23 protein-coding genes and 1 pseudogene are annotated in these 20,171 nt (G+C 68.3%); 16 read left to right on the top strand and 8 right to left on the bottom strand.

Annotated features, from left to right (window positions below; all coding sequences use genetic code 11):
- The first annotated feature begins 163 nt into the window (after nucleotides 1-163).
- Nucleotides 164-1,690, top strand: a complete 1,527-nt coding sequence (locus tag IF29_RS0139795; protein ID WP_269665115.1) for a streptophobe family protein — start codon at nucleotides 164-166, stop codon at nucleotides 1,688-1,690.
- 77 nt (nucleotides 1,691-1,767) lie between these two features.
- Here the strand turns inward: IF29_RS0139795 and IF29_RS0139790 are convergent.
- From IF29_RS0139790 to IF29_RS45635, 5 genes and pseudogenes are all read right to left on the bottom strand, one after another.
- A pseudogene (locus tag IF29_RS0139790) lies at nucleotides 1,768-1,986 on the bottom strand (response regulator transcription factor); the annotation flags it as partial.
- A gap of 66 nt (nucleotides 1,987-2,052) precedes the next feature.
- A complete protein-coding gene (locus tag IF29_RS0139785; protein WP_051726648.1) occupies nucleotides 2,053-2,811 on the bottom strand; it encodes a CE1759 family FMN reductase in 759 nt (252 codons plus the stop codon).
- Entirely contained in the window at nucleotides 2,808-3,284 is a 477-nt protein-coding gene (locus IF29_RS0139780; protein WP_030266886.1) for a MarR family winged helix-turn-helix transcriptional regulator, read from the bottom strand. Before IF29_RS0139780 ends, IF29_RS0139785 begins: the two co-directional genes overlap by 4 nt.
- Complete coding sequence (locus IF29_RS0139775) at nucleotides 3,281-4,465, bottom strand: CE1758 family FMN-dependent luciferase-like monooxygenase (protein ID WP_030266883.1); 1,185 nt, start codon at nucleotides 4,463-4,465, stop codon at nucleotides 3,281-3,283. The genes IF29_RS0139780 and IF29_RS0139775 overlap by 4 nt, the downstream gene beginning before the upstream one ends.
- Nucleotides 4,466-4,596: 131 nt before the next feature.
- On the bottom strand, nucleotides 4,597-5,661 hold the full coding sequence (locus tag IF29_RS45635; protein WP_198037681.1) for an FUSC family protein: 1,065 nt from the start codon (nucleotides 5,659-5,661) through the stop codon (nucleotides 4,597-4,599).
- Between the two features lie 94 nt (nucleotides 5,662-5,755).
- Here IF29_RS45635 and IF29_RS0139765 point away from each other — a divergent pair, with 94 nt between their 5' ends.
- Nucleotides 5,756-6,313, top strand: a complete 558-nt coding sequence (locus IF29_RS0139765; protein WP_084715522.1) for a MarR family winged helix-turn-helix transcriptional regulator — start codon at nucleotides 5,756-5,758, stop codon at nucleotides 6,311-6,313.
- Between the two features lie 197 nt (nucleotides 6,314-6,510).
- Here IF29_RS0139765 and IF29_RS0139760 read toward each other — a convergent pair whose 3' ends face one another.
- A complete protein-coding gene (locus IF29_RS0139760) occupies nucleotides 6,511-7,233 on the bottom strand; it encodes a GntR family transcriptional regulator (protein ID WP_051726645.1) in 723 nt (240 codons plus the stop codon).
- 115 nt (nucleotides 7,234-7,348) lie between these two features.
- On the opposite strand from IF29_RS0139760, the gene IF29_RS0139755 reads away from it, so the two are divergent.
- From IF29_RS0139755 to IF29_RS0139735, 5 genes are all read left to right on the top strand, one after another.
- Nucleotides 7,349-8,206 (top strand): fumarylacetoacetate hydrolase family protein, encoded by an 858-nt coding sequence (locus IF29_RS0139755; protein WP_030266870.1) that lies wholly within the window; start codon nucleotides 7,349-7,351, stop codon nucleotides 8,204-8,206.
- A 10-nt stretch (nucleotides 8,207-8,216) separates the two neighbouring features.
- Nucleotides 8,217-9,245, top strand: coding sequence for an NAD(P)H-quinone oxidoreductase (locus IF29_RS0139750; protein WP_051726644.1), 1,029 nt, complete (start codon nucleotides 8,217-8,219; stop codon nucleotides 9,243-9,245).
- Entirely contained in the window at nucleotides 9,242-10,171 is a 930-nt protein-coding gene (locus IF29_RS0139745) for a VOC family protein (RefSeq protein ID WP_030266865.1), read from the top strand. Before IF29_RS0139750 ends, IF29_RS0139745 begins: the two co-directional genes overlap by 4 nt.
- Before the next feature lie 33 nt (nucleotides 10,172-10,204).
- On the top strand, nucleotides 10,205-10,837 hold the full coding sequence (locus tag IF29_RS0139740) for a hypothetical protein (protein ID WP_157624174.1): 633 nt from the start codon (nucleotides 10,205-10,207) through the stop codon (nucleotides 10,835-10,837).
- A gap of 88 nt (nucleotides 10,838-10,925) precedes the next feature.
- Nucleotides 10,926-12,695 (top strand): FAD-dependent oxidoreductase, encoded by a 1,770-nt coding sequence (locus IF29_RS0139735; RefSeq protein ID WP_030266861.1) that lies wholly within the window; start codon nucleotides 10,926-10,928, stop codon nucleotides 12,693-12,695.
- Nucleotides 12,696-12,789: 94 nt separating this feature from the next.
- Here the strand turns inward: IF29_RS0139735 and IF29_RS0139730 are convergent, their stop codons facing one another.
- Nucleotides 12,790-13,380 (bottom strand): hypothetical protein, encoded by a 591-nt coding sequence (locus tag IF29_RS0139730; RefSeq protein WP_030266858.1) that lies wholly within the window; start codon nucleotides 13,378-13,380, stop codon nucleotides 12,790-12,792.
- 235 nt (nucleotides 13,381-13,615) lie between these two features.
- Here IF29_RS0139730 and IF29_RS0139725 point away from each other — a divergent pair, with 235 nt between their 5' ends.
- The 9 genes from IF29_RS0139725 (at nucleotide 13,616) to IF29_RS0139685 (ending at nucleotide 19,743) form a co-directional block, all read left to right on the top strand.
- Nucleotides 13,616-14,173, top strand: a complete 558-nt coding sequence (locus tag IF29_RS0139725) for a cupin domain-containing protein (protein ID WP_051726643.1) — start codon at nucleotides 13,616-13,618, stop codon at nucleotides 14,171-14,173.
- Nucleotides 14,173-14,793 (top strand): NIPSNAP family protein, encoded by a 621-nt coding sequence (locus IF29_RS0139720; protein WP_030266852.1) that lies wholly within the window; start codon nucleotides 14,173-14,175, stop codon nucleotides 14,791-14,793. The genes IF29_RS0139725 and IF29_RS0139720 overlap by 1 nt, the downstream gene beginning before the upstream one ends.
- A gap of 97 nt (nucleotides 14,794-14,890) precedes the next feature.
- Nucleotides 14,891-15,319, top strand: a complete 429-nt coding sequence (locus IF29_RS47210) for a hypothetical protein (RefSeq protein WP_030266849.1) — start codon at nucleotides 14,891-14,893, stop codon at nucleotides 15,317-15,319.
- A 13-nt stretch (nucleotides 15,320-15,332) separates the two neighbouring features.
- Nucleotides 15,333-15,917 carry an antibiotic biosynthesis monooxygenase gene (locus IF29_RS0139710; RefSeq protein ID WP_030266846.1) on the top strand — a complete coding sequence of 195 codons (585 nt, stop codon included), beginning with the start codon at nucleotides 15,333-15,335 and terminating at the stop codon, nucleotides 15,915-15,917.
- Between the two features lie 91 nt (nucleotides 15,918-16,008).
- On the top strand, nucleotides 16,009-16,650 hold the full coding sequence (locus IF29_RS0139705; protein WP_051726642.1) for an isochorismatase family protein: 642 nt from the start codon (nucleotides 16,009-16,011) through the stop codon (nucleotides 16,648-16,650).
- A gap of 2 nt (nucleotides 16,651-16,652) precedes the next feature.
- Nucleotides 16,653-17,405 carry an SDR family NAD(P)-dependent oxidoreductase gene (locus IF29_RS0139700; RefSeq protein WP_030266840.1) on the top strand — a complete coding sequence of 251 codons (753 nt, stop codon included), beginning with the start codon at nucleotides 16,653-16,655 and terminating at the stop codon, nucleotides 17,403-17,405.
- Nucleotides 17,406-17,415: 10 nt separating this feature from the next.
- Nucleotides 17,416-18,252 (top strand): MBL fold metallo-hydrolase, encoded by an 837-nt coding sequence (locus IF29_RS0139695; protein ID WP_030266837.1) that lies wholly within the window; start codon nucleotides 17,416-17,418, stop codon nucleotides 18,250-18,252.
- Nucleotides 18,245-18,781: a phenolic acid decarboxylase gene (locus tag IF29_RS0139690; RefSeq protein WP_051726641.1), complete on the top strand. Its 537-nt coding sequence runs from the start codon at nucleotides 18,245-18,247 to the stop codon at nucleotides 18,779-18,781. Before IF29_RS0139695 ends, IF29_RS0139690 begins: the two co-directional genes overlap by 8 nt.
- Nucleotides 18,781-19,743: a quinone oxidoreductase family protein gene (locus IF29_RS0139685; protein ID WP_030266832.1), complete on the top strand. Its 963-nt coding sequence runs from the start codon at nucleotides 18,781-18,783 to the stop codon at nucleotides 19,741-19,743. The genes IF29_RS0139690 and IF29_RS0139685 overlap by 1 nt, the downstream gene beginning before the upstream one ends.
- A 51-nt stretch (nucleotides 19,744-19,794) precedes the next feature.
- Here the strand turns inward: IF29_RS0139685 and IF29_RS0139680 are convergent, their stop codons facing one another.
- On the bottom strand, nucleotides 19,795-20,013 hold the full coding sequence (locus tag IF29_RS0139680; RefSeq protein ID WP_030266829.1) for a response regulator transcription factor: 219 nt from the start codon (nucleotides 20,011-20,013) through the stop codon (nucleotides 19,795-19,797).
- Nucleotides 20,014-20,171: the final 158 nt, after the last annotated feature.

The following is a 20,171-nucleotide window of genomic DNA, read 5'->3' as shown; positions in this document are numbered from 1 at the left end:
TCGCGTCCGGCAAGGAGCCCCCTGCTTCTCTGCCGGACGCGACCTCGGCAGCCGGCCCGACCGCCTCAGCCAAGAGGCCCGCGGCGGGCCCGGCAACGCACCGGGCCCGCCGCCTCCCGACCGTTGAAAGCCGCCCAGTACCCCTCGAAGCGGAGTGCCCTCCATGTCCCCCGCCGCATCCCGTCCTCACCCTGCAGGCGCTCCAGCCTCCCGACCCCGCCCCCGGTCCCAGGCGCGCCGCACACCCCCACGCCGCAGGCCGGCCCCGGCCCTGTTGTGGCGCAGCGCCCTGGAGGGCGCGGCCGCGTCCTTGTGCGCGGTCACCGCCATGCTGTTCCTCTCCGTCCTCGCCCTGTCCCTGGTCAACGCGGGATCTGTGGGCTCGACCCGGTCCCTTGCTCTGGCCGTGACCGCCATGGCCGTCGGAGGCGCCGTCAGCGCTCACTCCACCGCGTCGAGCACAGGTTCACAGGCCACCGGGATGGGGGGCATGTTCGGCGGGGGGATGAGCCCGACGGTGAGCGGAGCCGTCGACCTGATGCCGCTGGGAGTGACGTTGCTCGGCACACTCGTGCTCTGGTTCGTGTTCTCCCGGCGGCTACCTCAGCTCAGCGAAAATGAGCTGGCGGTGCGCATCGCAGGGACAGTGACCGCGGCGAGCATCAGCCTCACCATCGTCGCCGGCCTCGCTTCGGGCACGCTCAAGCTCCCCAAGTCGGCGATGAGCGGACTGGGCGCCGGTGGTTCCGCAACAGGAACTACCGGTGGCGGAAGCCCCCTCAGCGGCCTCCTCGGCAGCGGAGCGAACGGACTCGCTGTGGGCTACCACGTGGACCCGGTATCGGCCATGTTCGGCAGCGTCCTGTGGTTGGCAGTCGTTCTCACCGTGGGGTGTCTGATCAGCCGCCGCGTCAGGCTGCAACTCGGCGGTCTACTGGACCGGCTCCGACCCCACTGGGCGCCTGGGCTTTCCGCTCTCCTGCGCACCCTTCTCATCCTGGGAGCCGCTCCGCTGCTCGTCTTCACCCTCGTCGGAATCGTGGCCGGCGGCCGGGTGCAGACCGCGGCTGGAGCCGCTCTGCTGCTCGCTCCGAACGCCGTGATCGTGCTCCTGACGCTCGGCCTCGGCTCCCCGTGGACAGCCAGCACGCACCCCGCCAGCCCCCAGGGCGGCAACCCGATGGCCGGCATGATGGGCGGCACGGGAGGCAGCCCGTTCGCAGGGCAGCACGACCGCACCCTGCACCTGGACTCCCTGACCACAGCCGGATGGCCGCTGTGGCTGGCCGCCCTCGCGGTTGCCCTCGTTGCACTCCTGGGCTGCGCCGCGGTCGCGGCTCGCACCGGCTCGACGACCCGCCCGCGCAAGCCCCGCCAGGATCTCCTCGCCGGTCCCCTCGGGCTGCCGATCAAGTTCAGTGTGACCACCGCTGCCGTTCTGGGAGCGGTGGCGTGGATGGCCACCGGCCAGGTCCATCTCAGCCTTGGCCTGTTCGGCATGCAGATGGGCGGAATACGGGCCGGGGTGAGCGACAACGTCCTGTGGACGATCACAGCGGCGTTGCTGATGGGCGCACTGGCCGGATGGGCCGGGCCGGTCCTGCAAACGAAATTCCTCCCCAAGGGCCGCATCCGGTCGGCGAGAGAACCTGGTGTCGGCGAACACCACCCCAGGTGGACCAGGGTGTAGCGGCACGGGGGATGCGCGGGGGCGCTGTTGGGCATCACCTGGCTCATAGTGAGACAGCCCGAGTTGCTCGGCGCGGGTCAGTTGTGCGGCGGGACGTCCGGTCGGACCAGCCCGGTCTCGTAGGCGATGATCACGGCGTGGACGCGGTCCCGGGCCCCGATCTTCCCGAGGATCCAGCTGACATGCGTCTTAATGGTCGACTCCGAGAGCACTAGGCGTTCGGCGATTTCGCTGTTGGTCTGCCCCTGGGCGAGGGCTTCCAGGACTTCGTGCTCGCGTTTGGTCAGGACCTCCAGCCCCACGGCCCTCTGCCCAACGGAGCGTCCCTGCCAGGGTGTCGGACCGTATTCTCAGGCGGCTCACTACGACCTGTCAGCGGCAGCAGGTGTTCCGCCGGTGGCGAGGCGCATCAGGTCGGAGTCGAAGTCGATCCCTGTGAACTCGGTGTCGGCGGGCGAGGCCACCTGCGCCTCGGCACCGGTAGGCTGTGCGATGCTGTCGAATTCGTGCTGGTAGCGGGTCCAGGAGCCGTCAGCGATGGTGGTGGCGACCCCGCTGTGGATGAGTGCGGCGAGTTCGGTCGCCGCCCTCTCGATCCGGGTGCCGAGGGCGCGGTCGGCCCAGTCCTCGGGGGCGGCGAACAGGGCGGTGGGAATCACCAGCGCGCGCAGGAAGGCGAACAGTGGGCGCATCTGCTCGTCGGGGACCAGGGCGTGCCGGGCACTGCCGGCGGTCGCGGTGACAGCGACGGGCTTGGCGATCAGGAGGTCGTTGTCGAGCAGGTCGACGAAAGACTTGAACAGGCCACTGACGCCTGCCTTGTACACCGGGGTGGCAGCGATCACCGCGTCGGCGGTAGCCAGGCGCTCCACAGCGGGGCGCAGGTCTTGCCCGATGAAGCCGGATACGGTGGCCCTGCCGATCTCCTGCACCAGGTCACGCAGTTCGATGGTTGCGACCTGTGCCTCGACGCCGCGCTCGCGCAGCAGGTCGAGGGTCTTCTGCGCGAGCCGGTCGGCCAACAGCTTGGACGAGGACGGATCGCCTATGCCCGCGCTGACCACGACGATGCTGCGTACAGAGGTGCGAGGAACGATGTGGTTCACCGTAGTGGCGGTCATGAAGTGTGGTGTCCCTTCTCGGTTGCGGGGGATGCGGCTTCAGCGGCTGCGGTCAGTGCGGTACACAGCTCTCGCAGTTGCCTTAGCTGGTCGGGGTCCAGGGCGCGGGTCATGGCCCGAATGACGTGCCGTACGTGTCGGCGGCCGACCCGGCGCTGCAGTTCGCGGCCAACCTCGGTGAGCCGGACTCGCTGCGCGCGGGCGTCATCGGGGTCCGGCTGCCGCTCCACCAGTCCTTGTTGCTCGAGACGGGTGACCAGACGGGAGATGCCGGGCTGAGTGAGCATCACCTGCCGGTTGATCTCCGTCATCCGCAGGCCCTCGGGGGCCTTGGCCAGGGTGTACAGGATGTCGTAGTCGCCGCGTGGGATCTCGTCCCAGGTGTCCTGGGCTGCGAACTCCCGTCCCAGGACCACCTGGGCGCGGAACAGGCTCTCCCACGCCTCGTCGGCGAGCCGGCCGGTGCCGGTCACAGCGCCGGCTGGACAGCGGCCTTGGCCGGGTCGCTGTCCTGGTAGGGCGAGGTGCCGGTGGTGTTGTCCCCGCGGTTGGGGTTGGGACGCGGCTGCCGGGCGGGCTTGTCACCGTACTTGGCGCGCACCAGGTCGGCGTGGGTCGGCGCCTCGGGGACGCCCGGGGCACGTCGCGCCGCCAGTTCCTTGCGCAGCACCGGGACGACCTCCTCGGCCAGCAGGTCGATCTGCTTGAGCACTGCGGACTGCGGCAGCCCGGCGCTGTCCACCACCCACAGTTGGCGCTGGTAGTCGCCGAAGATATCGTGGAAGCCCAGGGTCTTGTCGATGACCTCCTGGGGGCTGCCCACGCTGGACGGGGTGGCCGTCGTCCAGTCCTCCAGCGGGATCCGGATGCCGTGCGGGTTGTTGTCGAAGTACGGGCGGTACTCGGCGTAGGCGTCCTGCGAGCGCTTGGCGATGTACGCCTGGCCGCCCAGGCCCACGATCGCGTCCTGGGCGCGCCCGTGCCCGTAGTGCTCGTACCGCTTGCGGTAGAAGTCCACCAGCGGCTTGAAGTGGCCGTTCGGCGCGAGGATGTTGTTGGCGAAGAACCCGTTGCCGTAGTAGGCGGCCTGCTCGGCGATCTCGGGGGTGCGGATCGAGCCGTGCCAGACGAACGGGGGGACGTCGTCCAAGGGCCTCGGGGTGGAGGTGAAGCCCTGCAGCGGGGTGCGGAACTCCCCGTCCCAGTCCACCACGTCCTCGCGCCACAGCCGGTGCAGCAGGTTGTAGTTCTCCAGCGCCAGGTGGACGCCCTTGCGGATGTCCTTGCCGAACCACGGATACACCGGGCCGGTGTTGCCGCGGCCCAGCATCAGGTCCAGGCGGCCCTTGGCCAGGTGCTGCAGCATCGCGTAGTCCTCGGCGATCCTGACCGGGTCGTTCGTGGTGATCAGCGTTGTGGAGGTGGACAGGACGATGTTCTTCGTGGTCGCGGCGATGGCGGCCAGGAGCGTCGTGGGCGAGGAGTCGAAGAACGGTGGGTTGTGGTGCTCACCGATCGCGAACACGTCCAGTCCTGCCTCGTCGGCGTGCCGGGCCATCTCGACGACGTTGCTGATCCTCTCGGCCTCGCTCGGGGTGTACCCGGTGACCGGATCGCGGGTCACATCACTCACGGAGAAGATCCCGAACTGCATGATGGGTGGCCTTTCTGTGCCGAGGAGCGGTCGTACTACTTCCAACTTGCATGACTAATCATGTATTCCTGAGATACGCTAGGCCCCCCACAGCGGCAGCGATTGCACGCGCCTCTGCGGCGGCCCGACCGTCAGCCTGTGGCGTCGGCGGTTCGGGGGTGGCGGATCCGGTGGGTGGCGATGATGGCGACCACGGCGGCCATGAGGCCCACCGCGGTCTCCAGGCAGCGGTCGACCAGCAGCGTGGACAAGGGCACTCCTGGTGTGGTCAGCGCCATGGCGATGGTCATGGGCGTCAGGAACACCAGGGCGCCCGCGTAGTTCCGCGTCACGAACGCCTCGGTGCATCCCATCAGTGCCACCACCAGCAGCAGCAAGACCAGCTGGCTCATGTGGATCTGGAAAAGGAGCGCCGCGGGGATGACGCCGGCCAGGGTGCCGACGAAGCGGTGGCCCGCTCGCGAGAGCTGTGCGGACGTCGTGGATCCGATGATCGGGATGATGGCGGAGACCATGGCCCAGTAGGGCCGATCGATGCCGAGCGCGGCCGCAGCCAGTCCTGCCGCGAGCCCCGCTCCCAGGCATGCCACCGCCTGCGCGGCGATGATGCGGCCGGGCAGGGGTCCGGGTATCGGAGTGTCGGTATCGCTGGCGTGCTTGAGCGGCGCATCCAACGCGGTCACCAGCAGGACGGTCACCACAGAAGCCGTGGAGAGGGCCAGTGCGACGGCGACGTCGGCCAGATCGGTGCCCGGCAGACTGGCGCAGACGGCGAAGCCGAACAGGAAGAACAAGGCCCCGGGAGGATTCCACCGTCGGATGTCCGCGAGAGCCGCGGTTGCGGCGGCGACGAAAGCCGTGCAGACCACCAGCAGCCAGGGAGCCGGCCGGGCGAGGGCCAGCGCGGCTCCGCCGACGATCACCAGCACCTGGGCGGCAGCAACCTCTGCCTGGACTCGCAGCCGGGTCCGGGGCGGGCGCCGCCGACCGTACACGGCCACCGTGGAGGCCAGCAGAGCATAGGGAGACCACTCCAGCCGCCCCGCCGCAGCGAGCGCGAGGACCGGCATCAACGCCGAGACCGCCAAACGTATGGAAACCCGGTGCGCCCCATCGTTGGGACCGACCTGCACGAAGTCGACCAGACGCGGAACCGCTTCTGCGATCGGGAGACCCTGCTGTGCGCGCGACGACACGTCACCCACCTCCTTCACAAGGAGACTACTTCGCTGGAGAAGTTTTTCCTTCGCTAGTACAGCACTTTCTTCCCATCCGAAGTAGATTGGGGGCATGGCAGACGCGATCGACATCATTCGAGCCCAGTGGGCAGCGGCGGAGCCGGACGTGGACACCAGCCCGGCAGAGGTCGTCGTGCGGGTGCTGCGCATCGCCCGGATCCTGCAGAAACGCAGCGATGACGTACTGGAGCGCCTCGGGATGACCCGGGCCGAGTTCGACATCCTCTCGCTGCTGATCCGGGCGGGACGGCCGGTCAGCCCCACAGAGATCTGCGACCAGCTGTGGACCTCGGCTGCCGGGACGACCAAGCGGCTGCACAAGCTGACCGACAGGCGGCTGGTCGTGCGTCGGCCGAACCCGCAGGACGGCCGCAGCATGCTCGCGGAGGCCACCGAGGCAGCGCGGGAGCAGGTCGTGCCGGTGCTGCACGAACTGACCCGCTTCGAAGGACAGCTCATCGAGCGCTTGGGGGGCTCCAAGGACTCCGTCGTCGACGCCCTGCGCACCCTGCTGGCCGCGGTCGAGGACGACCGCGCCGAGCCGGATCCCCGGGCTCTGCTCCGCGCAACGGCGCTGCGCCGCCCGCCCCCCGGGCGGGCGGCCACCTGATTCCCGTGGCCCCGGCCATGGCGCCCTACGGCGCCGGCTCCCGAAATCAAGCGTTGGCTCGCGGCCCGACGGGGAGGCGTCAGGCCGCGGGCGCGACTGGTGCCGCCGAGAACGCGATGGCCGGCTATTGCGATGACGAAGCGGGGCCGACTAGGTGCAGAGCCGTTCCTCGGCGCTCAAGGGGGGCGCCACCGGCATCAGTCCCGCTCCTTGGACGGCGCCTGACGCAGCGTTTGAGGTTGCGTGAAGCCGCCTGCGAGCAGCACCTGCTGAGTGCGCCGGTAGTGCTCGGCCAGCAGTTCGGCCGCGAGGTCCGCATCCCGGGCCACGGTGGCCTCCATGATCGCGAGATGCTCGCCGCCGACGTCGCGCTTGGCCGACAGCCTGGCGGCGGCCGGCCCCGACCAGCGCCGGTACAGCTCGGTGGCTGCGCGCAGGGTGTGGCAGAAGTCCAGCAGGAGCGGCACTTGGCACGCGCTGATCAGCGCCTCGTGGAACGCCGCGTGCGCCGCCGCCCACTCCTCACCGGTCCGCTCCGGGTCGTCTGCATCGCGCATCGGGGTGCGCGCCAACCGGTGGTGGGCCGAGACGACCTCGCTCTCCCAGGACAGATCGCCGCGTTCGATGGCCAGCCGCAGTGCCCTGGCCTCCAGGTCGATGCGGACCAGGGTCAGATCTCCCAGTTCCTCGGGCGACAGGGTGACCACGCTGAAGCCCTGGCCGCTGCGCGCCGACACCAGTTTCTGCTCGGTCAGCTTCGTCAGTGCCTCCCGGATGACCCCGAGGCTGACGCCGAAGCGCTCGCGCAGCTCGGCGGGACTGAGTTTGTCTCCCGGGTGGAGTCGCCCAGCCAGGATGTCGCCGCGGATGCGCCGGTAGATGTCCTCGTTCAGTGTCACCGCTGTGCCACGCCTCGCCATGGGCGCAGTCTAGCTGGAGACGACTGCAGAACCAAAAGACGTTTACCTATTGACGAATCGATTTTTGACCCATAGAAACGATCCTGTAAACGCAATGAGTACAACGGAGGCAGCGATGCGCTTGGTCACCTTCCGCCGCAACGGGCGGACAGGCTTCGGACGGCTTACTGGCGACGGTGACGCCGTCATCGACTGTGTCCCCCTGCTGAACCCCGAGCTCGGTTCGGTGCGGGCCGTTCTGGCCGCCGGAGCTCTGGAGCAGGTCCGTGAGGCCTCCGAGGGCCGCACCGGCGATGTGAAGCTCGCCGACGTCGAGCTGCTGCCGCCGGTCCCCGATCCAGCGAAGATCCTGTGCGCCGGGGTCAACTACCGCACGCACCGGGAGGAGACCTCGCGTCCCGAGAGTGCGTATCCCACCGTCTTCCCCCGCTACGCCGACTCCCAGGTCGGCCACGACCAGCCGCTGGTGCGGCCAGCCGAGACGGAGACCTTCGACTACGAGGGCGAACTCGCGGTCGTCATCGGTACGGGCGGACGACGGATCCTGGCCGAGGATGCCTTCGCGCACATCGCCGGATACGCCTGCTACCAGGACGGCAGCGTCCGGGACTGGCAGCGGCACTCCGGTCAGTGGGTGCCCGGCAAGACCTTCCCGGCCACCGGTGGTTTCGGGCCCGCCCTGGTGACCGCAGACGAGGTCGCGGATGTCGCGGCTCTGGACCTGGTGACCCGGGTGAACGGGGAGGTCCGCCAGTCGGCCTCCGTCGGCGACCTCATCTTCTCCATCCCGGAACTCATCGCCTACATCTCCACGTTCACGCCTCTGGCCCCTGGCGATGTCATCGTCACCGGCACCCCGGGCGGTGTCGGCCTGTTCCACGAGCCGCCGGTGTTCCTGCAGCCCGGCGACGTGGTGGAGGTCGAGATCTCCGGGATCGGCACGCTGCGCAACCCCATCGCTGCGGAAGCCTGAGGAAGGCGCCGTGAAAGCGATCACGGTCTGCCAGGCAGGCGGCCCCGAACAGCTCGCATGGGCCGAGGCCACGGCTCCCCGGCCCGCTCCGGGCGAGGTCGTGGTGCAGGTGGCGGCCGCCGCCGTCAATCATGCGGACCTTCGCCAGCGGCGCGGCCTGTACCCCGTGCCGCCGGGCACCTCGCCCATCCTGGGCCTGGAGTGCGCGGGAGCGGTCGTCGAGGTCGGACCCGACGTCCAGGGCGTCGCCGTCGGGGACCGGGTCTGCGCCCTGTTGGACGGCGGCGGCTACGCCGAACTTGTGGCTGTCCCCCAGGGGCAACTCCTGCCGATCCCCGATGGGCTGGACTTCGCCGAGGCTGCCTCGCTCCCGGAAGCGGGCTGCACCGTCTGGCTCAACCTGGTGATGTTGGGCGGACTCACGGCCGGGCAGACCGTGCTCGTCCACGGCGGCACCTCCGGCATCGGCACCTTCGCCCTGCAGGTCATCCGCGAGCTCGGCGCCCGGGCCGTGGCCACCGCCGGCTCCGCCCGCAAGACCGACTGGTGCCGCACCGCCGGGGCGATCGCGGTCGACTACCACCGCGAGGACTTCGTCACCGCCGTCCGCGACGCCACCGAAGGCCGCGGCGCCGATCTGGTCCTGGACTGTGTCGGCGCCCCCTACCTCGCCCGCAACCTGGACGCCCTCGCCGACGGCGGACGCCTCCTGGTCATCGGGCTGCTCGGCGGCCGCAGTACCGAGATCGACCTCAACACCCTGCTGCGGCGCAACCTCACGCTCACCGCCGGCACCCTGCGCGCCCGGTCGGCAGCCGAGAAGGCCCGCATCGTCGGCCAGGTGCGGGAGCACCTGTGGCCCCTGATCGACACCGGGCGGGTACGCCCCGTCATCGACCGCATCCTCCCCCTGCCCGAGGCCGCCGAGGCCCACCGGGCCCTGGAAGGAGACGGCCACATCGGAAAGATCGTCCTGACCACCCCGCGATCTGACCCCCTCTCACTTCACCGCGCCCGAAAGGACAGCCGACTGCCATGAGTCTCCACACCCTTCGCCACATCGCCCTCGGCGTCCCCGATCCGACTCCTGTCGCGGAGTTCTACACCGAGTTCGGCCTGCACCCACTCGGACAAGGGCGCTTCGCCACCCTCGACGGCGGTGAGCAGCTGCGCCTGGTCACCCGCCCCACCCGGCGCCTGGTCGCAATGACCATCGGCGCCGACAACCAGGACGACCTCGGACGCGTCGCATCGAGCCTGCACGCCCAGGGGTTCACCGCCGAGCGTCAGGAAGCTTCCGTCAGCGCGGTGGAACCGGTCACCGGCGTCACCGTACGCGTCGAGATCGCCGCCCCCATCAAGCAGAGCGACGACGGCCCGCTCGTCGAACCCAACGCGCCCGGCCGGCCGCTACGTGTCAACGCCCGCGCCGAAGCCCTCTCCCGGACAGCGCCGGTCACGCCGCGCAAGCTCGGGCACGTCGTCGTCGGCTCGACCGACCTGGCCACCTCGATGCGCTTCTTCATCGACGGCATCGGCTTCAAGGTGAGCGACAGCATCAAGGACCGCGGTTCGTTCCTGCGCTGCTCCACCGACCACCACAACCTGCTCGTCCAGAACACCCCGGCCACCTTCGTGCACCACAGCTCCTGGCAGGTCGAGGACGTCGACGAGGTCGGACGCGGCGCCGCGGCCATGCTGGAGGCAGACCCGGCACGCCACGTGTGGGGGCTGGGACGCCACCACGTCGGCTCGAACTTCTTCTGGTACCTGCGCGACCCCTCCGGCACCTTCGCCGAGTACTACAGCGACCTCGACGTCATCGTCGACGACGACCTGTGGAAACCCGAAGTCTTCAGCGGCCGCAACGCCCTCTACCACTGGGGCCCGCCACCACCCCCCTCCTTCATTCGCCCCGACGACCTGGCCGAACTCATGACCGGAGCGCACCAGCCGCGTGGCTGAGTGCCGCCACACTGCACCCAAAGGAGTCGCACCATGACAGGTAGAAGAACGACCAGAACCGGCGAAATCACCTGGTGGCGCCTGTGGGCCACCCGCCACCGCCTCGCCGCTGCCCTGATGGCGGGCCTCGTGGCCACCCAGGTGGCGACGATCTTCGGCTACTGGTTCCCCGGCGTGGGCCTGCCCCGTCTGGACTGGAACACCGTGAACGGCCTGGTGTACGTGCCCTTCGCGTCTGCCCTGGAGAAGTTCGCCGTCGGCGGTGTCTTCCACTACGCCGATGGCATCGTCTTCGCCGTGGTCTTCGCGTGTGCACTGCACCCCCTGCTTCCCTGGCGCAACACTGTGCTCGGCAACATCGCCAAAGGACTGGCGTTCGGCACTCTGCTCGCCATCGTCGCCGTCGCATTCATGACCCCGCGCGTCTACGGACCCGCCATGGGCGCCGACCCCGGGTTCCTGAGCCTGCACCTGGGGTGGAAGTACATTCTCGCGGTCTTCGTGTGGCACTGGGTCTTCGGGCTGCACCTGGCCCTCCTCTACAACCCCCTGCCTGCCGACGCCGGCACCGAGACCGCCCTCGCCCATACCCCCCAGGGCGTCGTACCCGCTGCCACCAGGCAGCAGGCCGATCTCGCGGAGATCACCCCGGGTACGGCCGCCTAGGCTCCTGCGCCGCATTGACGCGCACCCCGACCCCATCTACGCGGGCCAGGAGACCGATACCGTCCTGCCCCCACTCGAAGGACAATCGATGAGCACAGCCCCACACAGCGTCCCCTCCGCCGAGGAGTTCGACACGGACGTCCTCGTCGTGGGCACCGGTCCGACTGGCGCCACCTGCGCGCTCGCCCTGGCCACGCTCGGTATCCGCGTGCGGGTGGTCACCAAGTGGAACTGGCTGGCCAACAGCCCACGTGCACACATCGCCAACCAGCGTGCCCTGGAGGTACTGCGCGACCTCGGCGTGGAACAGGAGGCCACCTCGGTGGCGACGCCGTGGAACCTGATGGGCGACACCCTTTTCACCACGAGCCTGGCCGGTGAGGAAGTCGCCAGGCTGCGCACCTGGGGCACCGGCGAAGCCCGGACCAGCGACTACCTGCTGGGCAGCCCCTGTCCGATGTTGGACATACCGCAGACCTACATGGAGCCGGTGCTGGTCAAGAATGCCGCAGCACGCGGCGCCGAGATCGTCTTCAACGCCCAGTACCTCAGCCACGTGCAGGACGACTCCGGCGTCACCTCCACGGTCCGTGACCGGCTCACCGGGCACGAATACACCATCCGCAGCCGCTACCTGATCGGTGCGGACGGCGCCCGGTCCACGATCGCGCAGGAACTGGGCCTGCCCATCGAGGGCGTCATGGGGCGCGCCGGCACCATCTACACCCTGTTCAGGGCAGACCTCACCCGGTACGTCGCCCACCGACCTGCCGTGCTGCACTGGATCATGACCCCGGGCGCCGGATACGGCGAGATCGGCATGGGCACCTTCCGCGCCGTACGCCCCTGGAACGAGTGGATCGCCGGCTGGGGATACGACATCGACGGCCCGGAGCCGGACACCAGCCCCGAGGCTGTCCTGCCACGGATCCGCGAGATGATCGGCGATCCGAGCGTGGACATCGAGATCGAGAACATCACCACGTGGCAGGTCAACCAGGCCTGGGCCACCCAATACTCCAAGGGGCGGGTGTTCTGCGGTGGCGACGCCGTCCACCGCCACCCGCCGTCCAGCGGACTCGGCTCCAATACCTCCATGCAGGACGCGGCCAACCTCGCCTGGAAGCTCGCCTACGTGATCAAGGGGTGGGCCGGGCCCAAGTTGCTCGACTCCTACTCCGAGGAGCGGGCTCCCGTCGGTGCCCAGGTCGTCGCCCGGGCCAACCAGTCCCGCATCGACTACCGCCCCGTCAACGAGGCATTCCGTACCGAAGGCCAGGCCGATCCGGTCACCGCCGGCCTCGCGAAGATCCGCGACACCAGCCCTGCCGGGGTGGAGGCCCGTGACGCGCTCGTCGCTGCCATCGAGAGGAAGAACACCGAGTTCAACGCCCAAGGCGTAGAGCTCAACCAGCGCTACCGGTCCTGCGCCGTCATCCCTGACGCCGAGGTTGGCGAAGAGGTCTGGCGGCGCGATCCCGAACTCTACCTACAGGCCACCACTCGGCCCGGCGCCAAGATCCCGCACGTCTGGCTGGTCGACGAGAGCGGGCACAGGCTCTCCAGCCTGGACGTAACCCAGAGGGGCGCATTTTCCCTCATCACCGGTCTGGCGGGTCGGGCATGGGTACAAGCGGTGCAGAAACTCGACCTGCCGTTCCTGCACACCGTCGTCATCGGGACCAAGGGCGCCGAGGACCCCTACCACGACTGGCACCGCACCCGAGAAATCCACGAAGCCGGGGCACTGCTCGTCCGCCCGGACGGCTATGTCGCCTGGCGCCATGGCCACCCTGTCTGGGACGACGAAGAGGCATTCCACCTCCTCCAGAAGGCCCTGCTCGCTCTCCTCGGCTGACGTGTGCCCCCATTCCCGTGGCGGTGTCCCGCGACAGGCACGCACCCGTCGCAGGGCACCGCCACGGGCCCAGGTGCCTGCTCGGGTTTCGTCGTCAGTTGGCGCCGATCACCTTGAAGGTCGAGTCCTCGAAGATGTGATGCATGGTGGTGCCGATGTCGTGGACCTCGTAGCCGCCGTCGGAGAGCTGAACGACCCGGTCGATCAGGCCGCCCGGGTACTTGGCCAGTGCCGCGGCCACCGCCTGGTCGGCGGTGGCCGCGCCGACGATGGTGCCCTGCCCCGTCACGGTGAACCCTGTCCCGGACACGCTGCTGACCGTGCCCGAGGTGCCTCCGGGCTCGTTGACGGAACGGGCATTGGATCCCGACTCACCCGCACCTAGGGCCCCTCGGCCCTTGCCGCCCTTGAACCCCGAAGGGGCACTGGCCGTGGTGTTCGACGAACCTGCGCTGACCACCACTCCGATGGCGATCCCGCCGCCCACCGCGAGCACCGCCGCCCCGGCAACGACCGCGATGTTCCGCCTGCGGGAGAAGAACCCCCGCCGCCCGGGCGGATCCACCGGATCCACCGGATCAGGCGGCATCAGCTGCGCGAGCACGGGGTCCGGCTCGCCAGCCGGCGCACCGTCGTCCCCGGGCCCGCTGTGCGGCGTGTCGCCGCCGTCCTCGAAGCCGTTCATGGTCGGAAATCCTCTCTGCGACTACCTGCACAGAGAGTCTGGACGCCCGGCATGTGCCGGGCCGGGGGCGAAGGTGGGAGTTCCCTGACATCGCATCGCGTCGGCGGCATCCCGCCATCGGTCGCGATCACCCGTACCGGGTGACGTGGCCTAACCCGGTCGCGGCCAAAGCTGTAGTGGCAATCCCTCCGAGTTCGTCACCCGTGCTCCACCGCTCCTCGGCAAGGAGGCAACCATGGTCCGTCGGATCGTCACCGGTATCAGCGAAAACGGCAGGCCCAGGATCGTCAGCGATGCGGAGGTTCCGCGCTCGCCGAAGTCCACCATGACCCCCGGTTTCGCGAACTGCCTCGTGTGGGCCACCCAGGTACCGGCCTCGCCCGGGGCCGACCCCACAATGTCGCTGCGATCCTGGGTTCCTGGTCCCGGCGAGACGATCGCGTTGACCGTCACTTTCCCGCCCGACAGCGTCTACGCCGACCCTGCTTTCGATCCGGCGGCCGCTGCCGCCGAGCAGTTGGAGGGCACCCCCGGGCTCGCTGAGCTGTTCGAGCCGGACAACCCCGGTATGCACACCACACCGACCGTCGACTACGGGGTAGTCCTCGACGGTGAGATCACTCTGGATCTCGACGGGGAGACAGCCGTCTTGGGACCGGGCGACATCGTGGTACAGAACAGCACGCGCCACGCTTGGCGCAACCCGGGCAGTAAGGCCGCGACAGTCTTCTTCGTCATGATCGGCGTGCCCGAGGCGTCGGCCGTCCCTTCCCGGAAGGCGGCCGAGGTCTGATGCTCGTCGAACTTCGAACACTCCAACTGAAGATCGCGGCAGGGCCCACGGTCGCCGCCTCCTTTGCCGAGGCCCTGCCGGCGCGCACCGCACTGTCTCCACTGGCCGGCTTCTTCGCAACGGAGGTCGGCACACTCAACCAGGTGATCCAGCTGTGGCCGTACCAGAACGCCGCCGAGCGAGAGTCGGTCCTGGCCAGGGCGGAGAACCTTCCCCAGTGGCCACCAGAGATCGACGAGCAGGTGATCGAGGAGCAGGTACGGCTACTGGAGCCGCTGCCGTTCTCGCCACCACTCGAGCCCGGCGAGTTCGGGGCCATCTACGAGATCCGCACCTACACCTACGGGGTCGGCTTCATGCCGGAGGTGATCGAACGCTGGGCCGAGAAGATCCCCGAGCGGCGCAAGCTGTCACCGTTCATCGGCGCGTATCGGACGACCACCGGCCGACGCGATCAACTGGTACACGTCTGGGCCTACCAGGATGCGGCTGAGCGCCAGCGGATCCGCGCGCGGGCGATCGAGACCGGGGCCTGGCCACCAAACACGCACGCCGAGGGGATGCTCCTCCGCCAGGAGAACATCCTCACGATCCCGGCTGCGTTCTCCCCTCTTCGCTGACTGAACCATGTCCGAAATACTCCGATCCGGGTGACGTGCACTAACCCCGCCGCGTCGCAGTATTTCCGTGCAGCTTTAGTTGAAAAGGGAGGATTCCATGACTTCGACTCCCCTTGTCCCGAGCGATATCACCGCGCACGTCAAGAGCACGTACTTCCGGGTGATCCTGCCGCGTTCCGAGGAGAAGCCGCTCACCCAGCGCTACACGGACAACCTGAACGGCCGTGTGGCCTACGCCTTCGACTGGCCCGCCATCAACACCCGGGTGGTCGGGCTGGAATCCCCGTACGGGAACGTCTCGGCCATGTTCACTGACGATCCCGAGTCGTTCGACCAGTGGCGGAAGGACACGAAGGTGATGTTCGAAGTGGACGATGTTCCCGTCGTTCTGGAAGCAGCCGAGCGCCACGGCCTCAAAATCGTCCAGAAGCTGGGCCGCACCCCCGTGGCCATGCAGGGCCGCTTCGAGCTCGTCCCCGGCTTCGTCGTGGAGCTCATCATGTTCCTGCCCTCCGAGAATCCCTGAACGGAGCGCTGCCATGCCGAGCGAAATCCGGAAAGTCGTTCCCGCCGATCCCAGTGCGGATGACCACGCGACCGTTGTGATCAGTCGCACCGTCCGATCGGGTCACGAGGAGGAGTACATGGGGTGGCTGAGCCGGCTGATCAGCGCAGCAGAAGCCTTCCCCAACAACCTCGGGGCGGTGGTGCTCACCCCGGAGCCCGGCGAGTCGAACGTCTTCCACATCGTTCACCGCTTCGCCGACGAGGCTTCGCTGCAGGCATGGGAGGACTCCGAGATCCGCCGTAGCCTCTCGGTCGAGGCTGACGCGTTCTCGACCCTTCAGCGCCAGGAAGCGACTGGGATGGAGACCTGGTTCGCGATCGGGTCCGCTGCCAGATCGTCAGCACCCAAGAAGTGGAAGATGGCCAGTATCACGTTTGTCGTCGTCTACTGCCTGACGGCGGTCATCATTCCACGAGAGATGGCGTGGCTGCCCAGGTCATGGTCGTTCTACGTGACCAATATCTTTACCAACGTCATTGTTGCGACTTTGATGACCTATGTGCTGATGCCCGTCCTGGCGCGCGTTCTGAAGCGATGGCTGTACACGTCGTCATGACCTGTGAAATACCCCGTCCCGGGTGATGTGAGCTAACCCCGTAGCGGCGCAGTGTTCTTTCAGAAATCCCGACTGCAAAAAGGAGCCAATCATGGGCCAGCCGAATGGCATGTTCACCTACGCGAACTCGGCGCTGGTACTGATCGACTACCAGCCCCCGATGTTCGCCGCAATCCGCTCGGAAATCCCCGCCGAGGTGGTCGAGCTCAATGTCCGCGCCCTGATCAAGTCGGCCAAAGCCATGGACATGCCGGTCGTGCTCAGCTCGGTCGGCGTGCGGAGCGGCACGAACGCCGCCACGCTCGAGTCGATCGCCAATGAGCTCCCCGACTACCCGATTCTCGATCGCTCCACGATGAACGCTTGGGAGGACACGGCGTTCAAGGACCAGGTCGTGGCGACGGGTCGCCCTCGGCTGATCTTCGCCGCGCTGTGGACCGAGATCTGCCTGGTCTACCCGGTCATCTCGGCACTGGCCGACGGCTACGACGCCATGGTCGTCGTCGACGCCGTCGGCGGCACCTCCCAACTGGCGCACGAGACCGGCATTCAGCGCCTCACCGCCGCCGGCGCCGCACCGACCACCACACGCGCCTGCGTCGACGAACTCTTCCGCGACTGGCGCACTCCGCAGGGCGCGGCCTGGCGCGACGAGATCCTGAAGCCCTGGTACCTGCCTGCGCTGCAGGAACTGAGCAAGGCGCACCCGGACGCCCGCTGGGCGGTCAACTGACCATGGGCCGGTTCTCCAGCAAGCGGGTCGTTCTGACCGGCGGTGCCACAGGTATCGGCCGAGCCACTGCCCTCGCGTTCGCGCGCGAGGGCGCGGCGGTGATGATCGGCGACATCGACGACCGGGCCAAGGAAACCACCGAGATCATCATCAAGTCCGGAGGGGCGGCTGTCTTCCAGCGCACCGACGTGTCTGATCCAGTTCAGGCGGCGGCACTCGTCCAGCGGTGCATCGAAGAGTTCGGCGGCCTCGACGCCGCGTTCAACAACGCCGGCGTGCTCCCACCGACCAAGGCCTTCCACGAGATGTCGCAGGAGGATTTCCATCGCGTCATCGATGTGGACGTCAAGGGCGTGTTCAACTGCATGCAGGCCGAGCTCAGGCACATGCTCGGGCACGGCGGAGGCGCAATCGTCAACACCACCTCGGTGGCCGGCCTGATCGCCGACCCGGGCATGGCGCCCTACGTCGCGGCCAAGCACGCGGTTGTCGGCCTGACCAAGGCGGCAGGTGTCGAGTACGCGCGCAATGGGATCCGCGTCAACGCGATCGCCCCTGGTCTGGTGCACACGCCGATGACCGACCGCTGGCTTGCCGACGAGGAGTTCACCAAGGCGTTCCTCGCCGCGAGCCCGATCGGCCGCCCGGCGGAGCCCGAGGAGATGACCGGCCTGGTGCTGCATCTGTGCTCGGACGAGGCGACATTCACCAATGCCCAGGTCTTCGTCATGGACGGCGGCCAGACGGCGCACTGAGGAGCCGCTCATGAACGACCCGCTCACCTTCCAGGTCGTCGCCGGCGACTACGGCCTGTCCGGCAATCAGCCCGCCAACTACACGCTCGTGCTGGGTGAGCGCGAGGCCCTTCTGGTGGACGTGCCGTTCGCGCGCTCCGACGCGCACCGGCTGATCGCCATGATCCTGGACAGCGGCCGTGAGTTGAGGACCGTCTTCATCACCCACGACCACCCCGATCACTTCTTCAGCCTCGACCTCCTCAGGGACACCTTCCCCGAGGCCGCGGTCGTCGCGCATCCCGTGGTCGTCGCCGACATTGGGCGCTCGATCCCGCTCAAGTTCGAGCGCTGGGCCGAGGGGATGGGGGCCAACGCTCCTCAGCGCGGTGTCGTGCCGACCCCATGGGTGAAGGACGAGATCGAGGTCGAGGGCCGCACGCTCAAGATCCTCGGACCGATGCAGGGCGACCACGTTCACGCGACTGCATTGTGGGACCCCGGCTCCCGGACGCTGGTCGCCGGTGACCTGCTGTTCAACGGGGTCTTCCTGTTTCTGGGCGAGCACCGCCCCCCGCAGTACGACGACTGGCTGAAGAGCCTGGACGACCTGGAATCGCTGCAGCCCGTACGCATCATCGCCGGGCATTCGAAGCCGGGGCTGCCCGACGACAGCCGCGCGATCGACTGGAGCCGCCGCTACCTCAACGAGTTCAAGAGAGCGGCCAAGGCCGCCACCTCATCGAGGGAGATGGCCGACCTGCTGCGCGTCGCCTTTCCCGACGCCGTCGGGTTCCCCGGCACCGAGTTCCTACTCGACGTATCCACCCAAGTCGCCACCGGAGAAATGGAGCCCTGGGATGAGTGACAAGCCCGCGTACCAGGACGAGTTCGAGTCGACCAGACCGGATGAGATCGCCCCTCTGATCGGCAAGCACCTCATCTACACCTACGACAACGGCTGGGGGTACGAGATCTACATCCGCAATGAGCGCGCGTTCGACTACCGCATCCACGACGGCCCGTTGGCCGGCCGCTGGGTCAACAACCAGGCAGCGCACATCGTGCGACTGGCCGACGGCGTCTACAAGTGGTCATGGGACGAGCCCACGGGAACCATCGTGAGCCTCGCCGTCAACCTCAACGAGCGCGTCTTCCACGGGGCGACGTTCTTCCCGGCATGGATCCCGCTGAACTACGACAAGATCGCACTGCACCAGAACGAGCATCTGGACGCAATGGCGCATCTGCGGGACCAGGGGCCCACATACCCGAAGCTGGTGATGGACGAGTTCGCCCAGATCACCTTCATCGAAGACCGCGGGCGCGACAACGACGAGGTGATCGATCGCCCGCCGAGCGAAGTGCCCGAGGGCTATATGACGAGGCGCAACTAATGCCGCGGGTGGTCGTCGCACGGGACTACGGCGAGGCAGAGGTCCTGGGCGTAGTGAAGGTGCCTACCACCCCGGTCGGAGCGGGCGAGGCACGAGTTCGGATCATGGCCGCCGGCGTCAACCCGATCGACTGGAAGCAGTACGCACCCGCCTTCTACGGCGGCGATCGTGACAGGCTGCCGCTGCGGCTCGGCTCCGAGGCCGCGGGCGTCGTGGTCGATGCCGCATACGGTGCAACCGGACCCGCAGGCCTGGTAAGGACCGGTGACGAAGTGATCGTGTTCCCCGTGGGCGGGGCGTACGCCAGCGAGGTCACCGTCTCTGCTGCCGCCCTGGTCCCGAAACCGGCCGAGATGACCTGGGAGCAGGCGGCGAGCCTGATGCTGGCTGGCACGACCGCCATGCACGCCGTCGTCGCAGCCAGGCTGCGCAAGGACGAGACGGTATTGGTCCACGCCGCCGCCGGCGGCGTCGGGCAGATGTTGTGCCAGATCGCGGCCGCCTGGGGTGTCAAGGTGATCGGAACCGCGCGCGAGCGCGACCACGAGATGCTCCGCGGCTGGGGCGTCGTGCCCGTGATGTTCGGAGACGGGCTGGCCGACCGCGTCCGCAAGCTCGCCGCCGCCGCCGGCGGAGTCGACGCAGCAATTGACCTCATCGGCACCCGGGAGGCGGTCGAAGTCTCGAACGGATGCCTGCGCGACAGCGATCGCCTGCTGTCCACCGTCCACAACGACGTCACCTCCGAGCTCGGTGTGCGCGTCATCGGCGGAGTGGGCCCCGATCACGGCAACGACATCCGGATGACGGCGCGCTCCGAACTCGTTGCACTCGTCGAACGCGGGCAACTGCAGGTCAATGTCACGCAGACGTTCGCCCTGGACGATGTCGCCGATGCACACCGCAAGAGCCGAAGCGGCTCGGCACAGGGCAAACTCGTCCTGCTTCCCGAGCACGGGTGAAGGTGAGGTCGAGGAAGGGGCCACCCGGCCGCCAGCATCGTCTGGGCGTCTTCACCGCGCCCGCGCGGACGGCGCGAGGAGTCTGAGCGTGCGGGCGCGCTCGACGGCCTCGCGCCGGCTGTTGACGTCGAGCTTGCCGTAGATGTGGCGAAGGTGGACCTTGACCGTGTTCGGCGACACGAACAGCTCGCTCGCGATCTCGCCGGTCTTGAGGTGCGAGGGCAGGTAGCGCAGGACGCGCAACTCGGCATCCGACAGGGGCTCGGGCATGGATGGCGCGCGCAGGCTCTCCCGTTCGCGTGAGGTACCCGCCAACAGGTCGAGGATCTCTGAGAGGGCGTTAAGTCCGTTTTTGGTAGATGCCTCGTCCGGGTTGGGTGAGGACGCCTTGGCGGACGAGTCGGCCTAGGCGGCTTCGGGTGGTGCTC

It is taken from the genome of Streptacidiphilus jeojiense, assembly GCF_000719095.1.
GTDB classification, from domain to species: domain Bacteria; phylum Actinomycetota; class Actinomycetes; order Streptomycetales; family Streptomycetaceae; genus Streptacidiphilus; species Streptacidiphilus jeojiensis.
The sequence above is the reverse complement of the archived record's forward strand: the minus strand, read 5'-3'. Positions and strand labels throughout refer to the sequence as shown.